This window comes from Acetomicrobium sp. UBA5826 (assembly GCF_002433005.1).
In the GTDB taxonomy this organism is placed as follows: Bacteria; Synergistota; Synergistia; order Synergistales; family Acetomicrobiaceae; genus Acetomicrobium.
In genome coordinates this window covers 140,308-153,714 of the sequence record NZ_DJHF01000017.1, presented here as the reverse complement: position 1 = coordinate 153,714, position 13,407 = coordinate 140,308, and the positions used below count along the sequence as shown (strand labels likewise).

10 protein-coding genes and 1 riboswitch are annotated in these 13,407 nt (G+C 48.2%); all 10 genes read left to right on the top strand.

Annotated features, from left to right (window positions below):
• Positions 1-3: 3 nt before the first annotated feature.
• Entirely contained in the window at positions 4-885 is an 882-nt protein-coding gene (locus tag B3N34_RS05165) for an NAD(+)/NADH kinase (protein ID WP_286975505.1), read from the top strand.
• The gene (locus B3N34_RS05160) at positions 885-2,534 is read left to right on the top strand and encodes a DNA repair protein RecN (RefSeq protein ID WP_286975502.1); all 1,650 of its coding nucleotides are present in this window, start codon (positions 885-887) and stop codon (positions 2,532-2,534) included. Before B3N34_RS05165 ends, B3N34_RS05160 begins: the two co-directional genes overlap by 1 nt.
• Before the next feature lie 336 nt (positions 2,535-2,870).
• The gene (locus B3N34_RS05155; RefSeq protein ID WP_286975501.1) at positions 2,871-4,481 is read left to right on the top strand and encodes a transposase; all 1,611 of its coding nucleotides are present in this window, start codon (positions 2,871-2,873) and stop codon (positions 4,479-4,481) included.
• A gap of 286 nt (positions 4,482-4,767) precedes the next feature.
• Positions 4,768-4,893, top strand: a riboswitch (molybdenum cofactor riboswitch).
• Positions 4,894-5,089: 196 nt separating this feature from the next.
• A complete protein-coding gene (locus B3N34_RS05150) occupies positions 5,090-7,885 on the top strand; it encodes a molybdopterin-dependent aldehyde oxidoreductase (RefSeq protein WP_273002880.1) in 2,796 nt (931 codons plus the stop codon).
• Complete coding sequence (locus B3N34_RS05145) at positions 7,882-8,295, top strand: cupin domain-containing protein (RefSeq protein WP_213697886.1); 414 nt, start codon at positions 7,882-7,884, stop codon at positions 8,293-8,295. The genes B3N34_RS05150 and B3N34_RS05145 overlap by 4 nt, the downstream gene beginning before the upstream one ends.
• Positions 8,296-8,647: 352 nt before the next feature.
• Positions 8,648-9,547 carry a 4-hydroxy-tetrahydrodipicolinate synthase gene (gene dapA / locus B3N34_RS05140; protein ID WP_213697887.1) on the top strand — a complete coding sequence of 300 codons (900 nt, stop codon included), beginning with the start codon at positions 8,648-8,650 and terminating at the stop codon, positions 9,545-9,547.
• The gene (locus tag B3N34_RS05135; protein WP_213697888.1) at positions 9,532-10,188 is read left to right on the top strand and encodes a 4-hydroxy-tetrahydrodipicolinate reductase; all 657 of its coding nucleotides are present in this window, start codon (positions 9,532-9,534) and stop codon (positions 10,186-10,188) included. Before dapA ends, B3N34_RS05135 begins: the two co-directional genes overlap by 16 nt.
• Complete coding sequence (dapD, locus tag B3N34_RS05130; RefSeq protein ID WP_286975497.1) at positions 10,167-10,865, top strand: 2,3,4,5-tetrahydropyridine-2,6-dicarboxylate N-acetyltransferase; 699 nt, start codon at positions 10,167-10,169, stop codon at positions 10,863-10,865. Before B3N34_RS05135 ends, dapD begins: the two co-directional genes overlap by 22 nt.
• A 23-nt stretch (positions 10,866-10,888) precedes the next feature.
• The gene (locus tag B3N34_RS05125; protein ID WP_286975494.1) at positions 10,889-12,097 is read left to right on the top strand and encodes an aspartate kinase; all 1,209 of its coding nucleotides are present in this window, start codon (positions 10,889-10,891) and stop codon (positions 12,095-12,097) included.
• 155 nt (positions 12,098-12,252) lie between these two features.
• Positions 12,253-13,407, top strand: a complete 1,155-nt coding sequence (locus B3N34_RS05120) for a branched-chain amino acid ABC transporter substrate-binding protein (protein WP_286975491.1) — start codon at positions 12,253-12,255, stop codon at positions 13,405-13,407.

Here is a 13,407-nt window from a genome sequence, read left to right as displayed (position 1 = left end):
TTTATGGATCAAATTCTTTTAATTGTGAATACTAGAAAGTCAACGGCACTTAACCTGGCATACAGGTTGATAGGATGGGGTAAAAAAAGGACGATCGGCTTTGTGGCTCCATCCCACGAGTCTGCCATGCTTGGATTGCCCGAATTCGATTGGAACATTGAAGCCAACCCGGTGAAATTTGGCGTTGTTATCGGCGGAGATGGGACTTTTCTCAGGGCTTCTCGTATGGTGATGGATTACGACATTCCATTGTACGGTATTAACGTCGGGCGTCTGGGTTTTTTGGTGACGGGCAATCCAGATAATGCTGAAGAAGAAATCGAAAAGATCTTATCCGGGGCATACAGGATACAGAAGCGTCAGGCTCTTAAGGGCAGCGTGACGCGAAAGGGAAGCCTTGTCCACGTATTGTACGCCCTCAATGACTTAGTCATAACCAAGGGACCGCTTGCCAGGTTGATCGAAGTCGAGTCGAGAGTAAACGATTACTTTTTGAGCCTGCTTCCTGCGGATGGAATTATCGTATCGACTCCCACAGGATCTACAGCTTACGCTCTCTCAGCTGGCGGACCTATTTTACCTCCCCATGTAAATGCGATGGTCATGGTTCCCATATGCCCTCATACGCTATATGCCCGACCTTTAGTGCTGGGTTCGGAGGACACAATATCTCTTATACCCAAAAGCGATCAGAAGGAGATATATCTCACTCAAGACGGACAACTGGGTTACGAGCTAATGGTTAAGGATAGGATAGACATATCAATTGCCCGAGATAAGTGCGTTTCAACGATCGAGCTCAAAGAAGATAATTACTTCGACCTTTTAAGGGAGAAATTGCAGTGGGGCAACGTGAGCGTGCGTCAGGGCGAGGAGGATTGGTAGTGCTCGAAGAACTTCATGTCAAGAACATAGGCGGTATAACTACAGCATCTTTGAGGCTCAGGGGCAACTTTATAGCCATCACTGGCGAAAGCGGGTCGGGGAAGAGCAGCTTAGTGAGGGCCCTTGAATTATTGGCAGGAAAAAGGGCACAGGCTAATTATTTACGAGTAGGGGAAGATAACGGCGAGGTGGAGGGAGCCTTTCAGGCTGATCATATTCCCTCATTGCCTGAGGAACTTCAGCCTCAGGAGGGAATCTGGGTAGTAAGGCGTGTGGTTACATCTGAGGGGCGAAGCAAATCCTACATTCAGGGACATGTCGTGCCGCTTAACATCCTTTCCAGGTCAATGGTGCATTTTATTCATATTCAAAGTCAATTTTCACAATTGGATCTGTTGGACGAAAACAGCCAGCTTGACTTGCTCGATAGTTACGGTGGCTTAGAATTGAAACAAAAGAAGATGGATATGGCGACGGTATTCCACAGGGCCGTAGAAATGGAAAGACGTATTCAGGAGCTCACCCAGAGGCGTAAGTCAGTCGAGGAAAGATATAACGGTGCAGATGAGCTAACCAATTTATTGAAGTCGTTGAATCCCTCGCTTTCCAGCGAATACGAATGGGAAGATGAACTGAGGATGATAAGAGACGAGATAAGTCGAAGGCAAGAGCTGGAAAGGATATTAATTGCTATAGAAGGCGGTATTGCCTCAGGCGGTTTGGAGGGCGAGGTGGAAAGTATTTCAGGGAGGCTTAAAGCAATCTTGAATTCGGAAGAAATAGATCGCACTGTTCAAAATCTTTTAATAAACCTGCAACAATTGACTCATCAGATACAAGAAGTTCTCGAAAACACTCCAACAATCGAAGAGTTGCAGCACAAAGAAGAAGAATTGGAGACAAAACTCGGAAAGCTTAGAAAGTGCAAACGTATTGCTAAAGCCTCATCTATTGAAGAGCTTGTAGAATATTACAATACCGCCCAAAAGGAAATATCCTGGTTATCCGAAAGCCTCGTAGAACTGGAAAGACTAAAAGACGAGCTAAGCAAATTAAAAAAAGATGTGAGCCAGCACGCGCTTGATCTACGCGCTTCTCGAATTAAAATAGCGAGGGAATTGGAAGAAGCCGTCAATTCTCATTTAAAGGATCTTGGAATGGAGACTACTGTGCTTACGATCAAAGTTGAGGAATTGAAGAAGGTTCGATCCAGCGGAGCGGAATCGATCAGTTTTATGATAGAGGCAAATGGCAATGTGCCGTCACCTATTTCCAAAATAGCCTCAGGAGGGGAATTGAGTCGAATTTTGTTGGCACTGCAAATGGCATTACCGGAGGAAACCCTGCCCAAATTGCTGATAGTCGATGAAGTGGAAGCCGGGTTGGGAGGCAAGGCTGCACTGTTGGCCGGCCTTAAGCTTAAGGAGCTTTCGACTAAATGTCAGATTATACTCATAACCCATGAGGCTACCATTGCATCCCTTGCGGACCAGCATTTTCGGGTAACAAAGGAGGGGGAGGAATCTTACGTCAAAGAGTTAAACGAAGAGGAAAGGGTGCAGGAAATTGCGAGAATGTTGTCGGGTACTAGCGAAATAAAAGAAGCTGTAGTCCACGCAGAAAGATTGCTTAGGCTTCGCGATGAATAATATTATAAAATTTGTATATTTTTGCCTATTTAACGATTGTAGTAATTGAAGTTAAAATAATATGAAAGATACCAATTCTTTCAATGACACTTAACTCCTGTAAGACTCCTTTTCGTATTATATTTTCAAGCTGCTCATGCATCTTGCAAAACTTTCATAATCGGCCATGTTTTGCAACAAAGTTGCATTTATCGTTATTGTAAAAGGTAAAAATTTCTTTTTTGGTTAATCCTAGTTCCACAGCCTAAAAAACAAAAACCCCCGCTGGCTCCTCTCGTGGAGAGGTGTTAAGGTAGTTGTGGAATCAACAAAACCTAAACCAACGGGGTGATTTATATGTTACACCAGAACAGACAGGCTTTCCACTATGAAATCGACAAAACTGACAGACTCGTAACGGCATGGGCCTCTCTTCCACTCGTAACCGAGCTTTTTTACAGAATGGGACTGGACCGGGTTATCAACGAAGAGATAGGAGCCCGACGCACCCAGGGCTACACCGATGCAGAGCAGATACTGTCATTAATACTTCTCAACATAGCCGGAGGCGAGAGCGTGGAAGACCTGAAGATGCTTGAAGGCGACCCTGGCTTTAGGAAGTTGCAGACGTTGCTCCAGTCTGCGAATGCCAAAAGCGACAGGAAAGGCAGCAAGAGCGCCTCTAACCGGTGGAGAAAGGAGCGAAAACGCTGTTTGCCCTCGGTCACAGCCGTTCGAGACTACCTTGGCTGTTTCGAGTATCCGGCAGAGAGCGTGAAACGTGGCATGGGAAGATCTTTTATACCCGCATCCAACGAACATCTATCAGGATTTAAGGGCGTAATGACATACATGCTTTCCTGGCTCCAGGAACGGTCGCCAGAGAAAGTAGCTACCCTCGACCAGGATGCCACCCTGATCCCGACAGAGAACAGGGAGGCCCTTTTTAACTTCAAGAAGGAGCGTTCCTACCAGGCACTCAACACCTATTACGCGGAGAGGGACCTTGTCATCCACACAGAGTTCAGGGATGGCAACGTACTTGCAGGATATGAACAGCTGCGGGTCTTCAAAGAGTCCATATCCCAGCTTCCTGAAGGAGTAAAGGAAGTATATCTCAGAAGCGATACCGCAGGGTACCAGCTGGAGCTCATGAAATACTGCGCCGACCCTGACGACGCAGTGGGACGCCGTTTCGATGTCATAAAGTTCGCAATAAGCTGTGACGTGGGAAAAGAATTCATGGAGGTATCCTGCCGTGCCCCGGAGGATCGCTGGGTACCCATCATGAAGGAAGTAAGAAGAAACGGCGCAGTAGAACTCGAATACACCGGTCAGGAGTGCGCCGTTGTTTCCTACGTCCCATCTGACGTCGAAGCCAGGAACAAAGATGGCAGCGAGTTTCGATACATAGCGATCCGTGAGAAGCTGAGCAATCAGAAGCAACTTCCTTTTAAGGACAGCAAGGATAAGAAAGATATCAAGAGCAATGGGGAACAGCTTGAATTCGAGGAAACCCCCAACATAAAAAAGCTTCATATAGAGACCATGAACGGCTTCAGGTACAAGCTCTTCGGCATAGCCACCAACATAATGGACACGGAAGCTGACAAGGTAGTCCTCTGGCAGCGCAAGCGCTGCGGCAGCAGTGAACAGGTTCACGACGTACTGAAGAACCAGTTGGGAGGAGGGCACGTACCCTCCGAGATGTTCGGAGCAAATGCCGCCTGGTGGTGGATAAGCGTTCTCGCACTGAACCTGCAGAACATACTCAAGAGTCACATTCTGCCCGCCGAGTTTTCCAGAAGAAAGCCCAAGGGAATGCGTTTCGGATTCTACAATATAGCCGGACGAGTAGTACACCATGCAGGGCAGTGGATAGTAAGGCTCAACAGGAATAACCCCGTGTCAAGAATAATAATGGAGGCTCAATGGAGGTTATTGAGATTTTGCAGTTTTCCGACATGAACAGCCTGATGGCACCTTCATATTCAATAAAGCCTATAGAATTAATGCACAAAATCTGTTGCATTACTGATGGCCATGTGGACAAGTGCAAGTTCAGGGCCAGAAAATCCTGAAATATACACAAAACATGAGATGTATAACATGGCAGCTCACAAATGCCGGGCAACTTTTAAAAAAATCGACCAGAAATTAACAGGAATCACTGCAAGATATCATAGACTGTGGATTTGGGTTAATAAACTATCTTGAATAAAACGTTTATTGATGTTACGATTGCGTGTATAAAATATACAAATAACTCCGAGCCATTTAACCTAAAGACCCTTCATGGGCTCCATGGTTTCTGGCCAATGGGTATCTTTGGAAACGAGGATGCCTCCCATGTTTGGAAAGGAGGATGTGTTAAAGAAAGCTTACGCCTGCCGTAAGTTATCTTTAGCAAAAAGCTGCCTCCTTTAAGCGAGGCAGCTTTTTTTAACCTCCTTTAGCGTTAGATGGACGCTTTAAGGCTGGTATGGCAAATTAAAAACTTAAAGAAAGGAGGTTACCCGGGTCGAAGTTTGCCATATTTGAGCTTTAGGGCGTTCGAAAAAACGAGGAGGGAAACCATGAAACAGTATTTAAGGAAAAGCATCAAGGTCAACGGATGTCCTCACCACGTAGTTGCCTCACCTGACGCAATGCTGGTCAACATAATTCGAAAACAACTCGGGCTAACGGGAACAAAACTCGGATGCGGATCGGGACAATGCGGAGCATGCGAGGTCATAATGAACGGCAAGCTCGTGCGTTCCTGCATCGTAAGATGGGATAAGGTACCAGAAGACGCTGAAATTCTCACCATTGAAGGCTTAGGAAGGCCCGGCAAGCTTCACGCACTTCAGTGGGCTTACGTAAAGACGGGAGCTATACAGTGCGGTTTTTGCACGCCAGGATTTATCATGAGCTCCAAGGCCTTGCTCGACGAAAACCCAAATCCTACCCGCGAAGAGGTACGAGATTGGTTCCAGAAGAACCGAAATGCCTGCAGATGCACCGGTTACGTTCAGATCGTAGATGCCGTCATGCTTGCCGCTAAAGTCTTGCGCGGCGAAGAGGAGATGACGGATTTCTCGGAACTGACTCGAGACGGAAAAATATGGGGAAGCCATTACCCGAGGCCAAGCGCGGTATATAAGGCAACCGGCACGTGGGACTTCGGCGACGACGTAGCGCTAAAGTTACCTGACGAGACGCTTTTTGCTGCCTGCGTATGTCCTGAGACCCATCATGCCATAGTCAAAAAGATAGATTTCCTCGAGGCAGAAAAGATGCCCGGTGTATATAAGATCGTGACGGCAGCGGACATCTACGCAAATAAGGGCACGAACAGAATAAGGGGTCAGGTGGGATCTAAGACCGCCACGACCAACGGATGGGAACGTCGAATCCTCGTAGAGGAAGGAGACAAGATCCGCCAGTGGGGAGAGGCAGTCGCCATAGTGTGTGCCGACACGGAAGAGCACGCAAGGGCCGCTGCAGATGCCGTGAAGGTAGAAATCGAAGAGCTCCCAGCGCTTTTAAACGTCAAAGACGCCATGGTACCAGGGGCAGTAAAGGTGCATGAGGATATACCCGATATAGACGGAATACCAAACGTGTTCAACAAGAGGCCCATAAAGAAGGGCAACGATCCAAAGGAAGACTTGGACAAAGCTCCCTACGTAGTTGAAGACGAATTTTACAGTTCGAGGCAACCTCATTTGACGATAGAGACCGATTGCGGATTTGGCTATTTCGACGAAGAAGGCCGTCTTACGCTTCAGACTAAAAGCATCTGCGTGTACCGCCATCAACTCATGATTGCCCGCGGTTTAGGATTACCGCCTTCAAAGATACGCGTCATACAAAATAACATGGGTGCCACGTTCGGCTACAAGGTCGGCCCCACGAACGAACACTTAATTGGCGCCTGTGTAATTGCCACGGGAAGGCCCGTTTACATGAGGCTCGATATGAAAGAACACATCGTTCGCACGCCCAAGAGGTCGCCCTTCTTGATGAGGATTCGCGTTGGAGCTGACGAAAATGGCAAGCTGATAGGCTTAGAGCATACCTGGTACGTAGACCATGGACCATATTCCGAATCCAGCCAAGACTTAACCAACAAGGGCGGACAGTTCATGCTTGCCCCATATAGAGTAAACAATATCCGCGGATGCGGTTACACCGTATTTACCAACCACAAATGGTGCACGGCTTTTAGATGTTACGGCGGACCTCAAACCTACTTTGGAGGAGAGCTTGCCATAGACATGTTGGCTGAAAAGGTCGGCATGGACCCCTTGGATTTCCGCGAGAAGAACTTAATCCAGCCTGGCGATACCTTACCGAGCGGTCAAAGGCCGGAAGTTTATCCGCTTCAGGCAATGGTCACCCATATACGGCCACTTTACGAAGAGGCTAAAAAGCGAGCTGCCGCCCTGTCAACCGATAAGATAAAGCATGGCGTGGGCGTTGCCATAGGGATTTACAACTCAAACGACGACGGCCCCGATGAGGCAAACAGCCACATCGAGCTTACCAAAGACGGAGTCATACTTTACAACACATGGGAAGATCACGGACAGGGAGCAGACATGGGTTGTGTCGGCACGGCACACGAGGCGCTAAAGCCATTGGGCTTAAGGCCTGATCAAATAAAGCTTGTCTGTAACGATACTGCCAAAGCGCCCAACAGTGGGGCAGCGGCTGCAAGTCGTTCTCAAGTCATGGTCGGGATGGCCATCATGGACAGCTGCCGAAAACTGCTTGACGCCATGCGAAAGCCCGACGGCACGTACAGGACTTACGACGAGATGATCGCCGAAGGCATACCCACTTACTACGAGGGCTACTATAAAGCTACCTTGCGAAACGTAAATGGTGAGGTTCAACACTGCACGGGCATGGACGACGAGACGGGACAGGGCTATCCCTTTGCCAATCACATGTTCGGCCTCTTTTTAGCAGAGGTATCCGTGGACGTAACGACAGGAGAGACGACCGTCGATCGCATGACGCTGGCATGTGACGTGGGAAAGATCAATAACTACGCCGTTGTAGAGGGACAACTTTACGGAGGCATCGCTCAGGGCATAGGGTTTGCATTGAAGGAAAACTTCGAGGACGTAAAAAAGCACAACAACCTATTAGCTTGCGGGTTTCCTTACATCAAGGATATACCCGACAATATCCGCCTGATACACATGGAATCTCCCAGGGAGTTCGGTCCCTTTGGCGCTTCCGGCACTGGAGAGGTTCCCCTTTCGGCACCTCATGCAGCTATAATAAATGCGATACACAACGCCTGCGGCATCAGGCTTAAGACGATTCCTGCAACTCCGGATAGGATACTAAAAGCTTTGGAGGAGGCTAGAAAATGACGGATGAAGATTTAAGAGAGCCTTTGGCGGGAAAGCTGGAAGACCTCCTTGAGCTTAAGGCCTTTTCACTCGGGGAAGGGGTGGTGAAACGAATAGTCTTCGGCCCCGGACGCTTCTTCGACGATTACGTCGTCCGTTTCTTTACCCTTCCGCCAAACAGGATGATCTCCGAACACCAACACGAATGGCCGCACTACCTGATCACCCTGGAAGGACACGGTCAGGTCATCATAGAAGGAGTGACGTGGGACCTGCCCGAAAAGTCCTGGGCTTTCGTGCCACCTAACGTTTCTCATTCCTACGGAAACGCCTCGGACAAACCCTTTAGGTTCCTCTGCATAGTGCCGTGGTTTGGAGATCCTGACGGCAAGCGGGCAAGGACAAGATTGGAACGTGCAAAAAGCGAGTAAGACCCATTGACAAATTAAAAATATCCTTGTAAGATTCATGCAACTCATTTTTTAATATGGTAACGGCGATGACGCAAGAGGCTGGAGGGTTCAGGCATCAACAGAGAGGAGCGTTTAACGAGCTGAGAGGCGCTCTTGATGCACCGTAAGGCCCAAAGCTTGCGGTAGCTGGCATGGAAAGGCGTTATGTGGCCGAAGTACATGCCCGGGTTGCCTCCGTTAAAGGGCTAAAGAGAGGAACATCTTTGTCCATATAGCAGAGGTGTTCAAGATGGGTGGTACCGCGGGTATTATGGCTCGTCCCAGTTTTTTGGGACGAGCTTTTTTATATCCAAATATAGGAGGGATAGACATGTTTAGGGGAACTGGCACCGCATTGATAACGCCTTTTAATGAAGGAAAGGTAGATTTTGATAGCCTCGAAAAGTTACTTGATTTTCAGGTAAGAAACGGCGTAGATTTTCTGGTGGTGCTTGGAACCACTGGAGAGGCAGCTACGATCTCAAGCTCGGAGAAAAATGAGATCATACGTTTTTGCATCAATAAAGTGGGAGGTAAGATCCCTGTTGTGATCGGCACGGGTTCAAATTGTACACAAACAACGGCAGAGACATCACTTGCAGCGCTTTCCTTAGGAGCTGATGCAGTATTGATCGTAACGCCTTACTACAACAAACCGCCTCAGGAAGGGCTCTATCAACATTACCGAACAATTGCCTCACGTCTGGGAAGCGGTCAAATAATCATCTATAACGTTCCTGGCAGGACGGGCGTCAACATACTGCCCGAGACAGTTTTAAGGCTGACCGAGATTTCAAACATAGTGGGGATAAAGGAGGCATCAGGCAGTCAGGCGCAAGTCGATTCGCTGATAAGAATGGTGAAAAAGGCAAGAGGGGACTTCGCTGTGCTTTCCGGTAACGACGATCAGGCCTTTCATCTGGTAAACGCTGGAGGAGACGGTGTAATCTCAGTCCTTTCCAACGTAGCGCCAAAGGAAACTTCTGACATGATGCGCTACGCACTGCAGGGAAACGCAGAGGAAGCGCGCCGTCTTCATCTGCAGCTTTTCCCCTTAATGAAGGGTCTTTTCTGCGAGACGAATCCAATTCCCGTGAAATATGCCGCCAGCAAGTTGGGCTTGTGCAAAAACGAGCTGCGCCTTCCTCTAGTTCCCGCATCGCAGAAGGCGATGGCGGAAGTTGACAGGGCTATGACAGAAGGGAGGATACTGCAATGCGTTATGGCCTAGTTGGGTCGACCGGCAGGATGGGACAGGAAATTCAGAAGGCATTTGTCGATCACACATTGTGTCTGACCGTTAACTACGAAGGAAGCTGGAGCGATGGTGGCAAACCCGACGTCATAATAGATTTCTCAAATCCAAGCTGCCTTCCAGAGACGGTCCGGCTTTGCAGAGAACATGGGGCAGCTTTGGTGATAGGAACCACTGGCCTCCAAGACAGTGACTTTGAAATGTTAAGGGAACTTGCAAGGCAAGTACCTGTGGTGCAAAGCTATAACTTCTCCATCGGCATCAACGCCTTAAAAATAATCCTTGCGAATTACTCAAAATTCTTCGAGGATTGGGATCTGGAGATCGTCGAGATACATCATAACAAGAAAAAGGACGCTCCCTCGGGAACGGCAATCATGCTTCAAAATGCCACCGGAAGGCCTTGTCTCATGCATTCTCTTAGGATCGGCGGTGTACCGGGAGATCATAATGTAATCTTTTCAAACGAGGGCGAGGTGCTCTCCTTTAACCATAGGGCGATATCGCGAAGCGTCTTTGCCTACGGCGCTTTAATGGCAGCGGAGTTTGCAGCCACCGCAAAACCCGGGCTTTACAGCTTCGAGGAGGTGCTTCAATGCAGCCTGAAGAAATCATAAAGCTGATAAGCCAATCTCAAAAGACGACGCCCTCGATTGCTTTCGTATCCGGAGATCTGAAGGGCCTTGAAATAAAAAACGTGAAATTCGTGGGTGGTCTCGATTTCGGTGTCCTGTTAGGAGATTATAAAGAGATCGAAGAGGTAATTGAAAGCAATAAAGGACGCATTAGGGGTTATCACATCGAGATGAGGGCACGAAATTCTGCCGTCCCGCTGGCTGATCTCACGAAATACGATGCCCGCATAGAACCTGGGGCGGTAATAAGGGACATGGTCGATATAGGCAAAGGTGCGGTGATCATGATGGGCGCAGTGATAAACATAGGAGCGGTCATCGGAGCGGGCACAATGATAGATATGAATGCAGTGATCGGCGGAAGGGCAATCATCGGATCCAACTGCCACATAGGAGCAGGTGCTGTTATAGCTGGCGTTATAGAGCCACCAAGCGCTACTCCCGTCATCATTGGAGACAAAGTTTTAATCGGCGCCAACGCCGTAGTCTTGGAGGGAGTAAAAATAGGAAGCGGTGCCATAGTGGGCGCAGGCTCCATTGTTACAAAAGATGTACCGGAAAATGCCGTGGTTATTGGTGCCCCGGCGAGGGTTGTGAAGATAGTGGACGAAAACGTCGCCCAAAAGAGCAAAATCGTCGAAGAATTGAGAAATCTATAGCAACGACAAATTAATGGAGGGATATGTCCTTGATCGTACAAAAATACGGAGGTTCATCGGTTGCGACGCCTGAAAAGATCAAAAAGATCGCAGAGAAGATAAAAAAGACAGTCGAGTCGGAAGAGAAGGTATGCGTGGTGGTCTCGGCCATGGGAAAGACCACTGACGAACTGATCGCCTTGGCAAAAAGTGTTAGCGACTCACCTAAGCCACGCGAGCTGGACATGTTACTTTCTACCGGCGAACAGGTTACAGCGGCTTTACTTTCCATCGCGCTCAATGACATCGGCGTGCCCTCTGTGTCCTTCAACGCCTTTCAGCTCGAGATGATCACCACATCCGATTTCAACAACGCTCGCATAATCGACATAAACGCCGAAAGGTTGCTCGATGAATTTCATACCAACGACGTTATCGTCGTCACCGGTTTTCAGGGAATAACCAATTTGAAGGACATCACGACGCTGGGACGGGGTGGTTCAGACACGTCTGCCGTTGCAATAGCAGCGAAGCTGAACACTAAATGCGAGATTTACAGCGACGTAGCCGGAGTCTTTGCCTGCGATCCCAAGATTATTCCTTCTGCTAAAAAGCACGAATATATAACGTACGACGAGCTCATGGAGCTCGCATCCATGGGGGCAAAGGTCGTTCATTCCAGGGCCGTAGAGATAGCCAAGAAGTTTAACGTGGCACTATACTGTGCTTCAACATTTTCAGAAGAGAGGGGGACTTACGTGGTGAATGCTTTGCCGGAATGGCTGGAACAACCTGTAGTAATGGGAGTGACGATGGACAAAAACCAACGCAAGTTCACGATCAGCCCGATGTCGGGTGGACAAAGGGCTCAAGTTCATCTATTTGAATCATTAGCTTCAAATAATATCAACTTGGACATGATCTCCATAGTGAAGGACAACGGATACACCTATCTGACGTTTACTGTCGTTGAGGGGGCAAGCGAAAGGGTCAGGGAGGTAGTTGAAGAGGTCTTATCTCAATACGGCGAACATAGGCTCATAGAAGATGACGAAGTTGCAAAGATAACGGCGGTAGGCGTAGGCATGGAGTCAGCACCCGGTGTTGCGGCAAGATTCTTTGCGGCCCTTAATAAAGAAGGCGTAAAATTGCTTGGCACCAGCACATCCGAGATCAAAATATCCACATTGGTTCCCAAATATGATGCAGAGAAAGCTGTTAGAGCAGTCGCCAGAGAATTTAGTTTAGCATAAAAACTGCACCTGAACCCCTTTCCTCTAATTGGTTTTGAGTTCATGTCTTTTGTTTGGCGAAGAGTATGTTGTATAATTACTACAACTCGCTTGTAAACAAATCAAAATCCATAGTAATATAATAAAGAACACAACCAAAAGGAGGAGAGGGGAAAATGAAAAAGGCGTGGTTTTGTCTGTTTATAGTTTTTTTGTTCGTGCTTTCTGCGGGAGCTGTTGCAGCCGAGGAGAAGCCCATAAAGATAGGGTTACAAGCGCCTATAACGGGTCAGTGGGCATACGAAGGAGAAATGGCCAAAAATTCAGTTGAAGTAGCCCTTCAGATGATCCAAGAGCAGGGGGGTATCCTCGGAGGGCGGAAGATTGAGATTGTGGTAGCCGATGATGCTTCTAATCCCAGAGACAGCGCATTGGCGGCTCAAAGGTTAGTTTCCCAACGGGTTGCAGCGGTTATCGGTACTTACGGTTCTTCCGTGAACGAACCGGCTGCCGATATTTACGAGGCAAGCAAGATGATCGATATAGGTTATGGAAGCACTGCCGTTAAGCTGACAATGGCCAAAGAACGTAAATACTTCTTCAGAACCTGCGGACGTGATGACACTCAGGGTCAGTTCTTTAGCGAATATGCAGTAGGGACGATGAAGGCGCGTCGTATAGCCATCATGCATGACAATACGACCTTTGCCTTGGGAGTTGCCGAAGAAGCTAGGAAGGCTCTTCAAGAATACCTGGATGCCGGAGTAGCCGAACTCGTTTTCTATGATGCCATAACACCAGGCGAAAAAGATTTTACGCCCATATTAACGAAACTCCGCGAGACTAATCCCGATGTATGGTATTTTACCGGATACTTTCCCGAGGCCGGCCTGCTGGTGCGTCAGGGACGAGAATTGGGAATAAAGTGTCCCTTCGTCGGAGGAAACGCAGCCATTAATGAAGATTTTGTTAAAATAGCGGGCATAGAATACGCAAAAGGTTGCCTGATGACGCAAGAACCCATGCCTACAGATTTGGATACTCCAAAAGCAAAGCGGTTCCTGGAACTTTACAGACAAAGGCATAACACCGTACCGACTAGTCCGTGGCCTGTATACGCTGCTGATGCCCTTATTGCCCTTACCTGGGCGATTGATAAGGCAGGTTCGACCGATACCGAGGCAATGTTGGAGGTACTGAGAACCGGTATGGAAGGCTGCGAGGGGATAACCGGAAGTATTGCCTTCACGGAACGCGGGGATAGAAAGGGGATAATTTATAAGATGTATGTGGTGACCGGAGAGGGAGACATGGTGGTTTATCAACCATAA

Bases quoted from the DNA above. Each gene is read 5' to 3' on its own strand.
- dapD (WP_286975497.1), top strand. From the start codon at position 10,167: ATGCAGCCTGAAGAAATCATAAAGCTGATAAGCCAATCTCAAAAGACG.
- B3N34_RS05150 (WP_273002880.1), top strand. From the start codon at position 5,090: ATGAAACAGTATTTAAGGAAAAGCATCAAGGTCAACGGATGTCCTCAC.
- B3N34_RS05135 (WP_213697888.1), top strand. From the start codon at position 9,532: ATGCGTTATGGCCTAGTTGGGTCGACCGGCAGGATGGGACAGGAAATT.
- B3N34_RS05125 (WP_286975494.1), top strand. From the start codon at position 10,889: ATGTCCTTGATCGTACAAAAATACGGAGGTTCATCGGTTGCGACGCCT.
- B3N34_RS05155 (WP_286975501.1), top strand. From the start codon at position 2,871: ATGTTACACCAGAACAGACAGGCTTTCCACTATGAAATCGACAAAACT.
- B3N34_RS05165 (WP_286975505.1), top strand. From the start codon at position 4: ATGGATCAAATTCTTTTAATTGTGAATACTAGAAAGTCAACGGCACTT.
- B3N34_RS05145 (WP_213697886.1), top strand. From the start codon at position 7,882: ATGACGGATGAAGATTTAAGAGAGCCTTTGGCGGGAAAGCTGGAAGAC.
- dapA (WP_213697887.1), top strand. From the start codon at position 8,648: ATGTTTAGGGGAACTGGCACCGCATTGATAACGCCTTTTAATGAAGGA.
- B3N34_RS05120 (WP_286975491.1), top strand. From the start codon at position 12,253: ATGAAAAAGGCGTGGTTTTGTCTGTTTATAGTTTTTTTGTTCGTGCTT.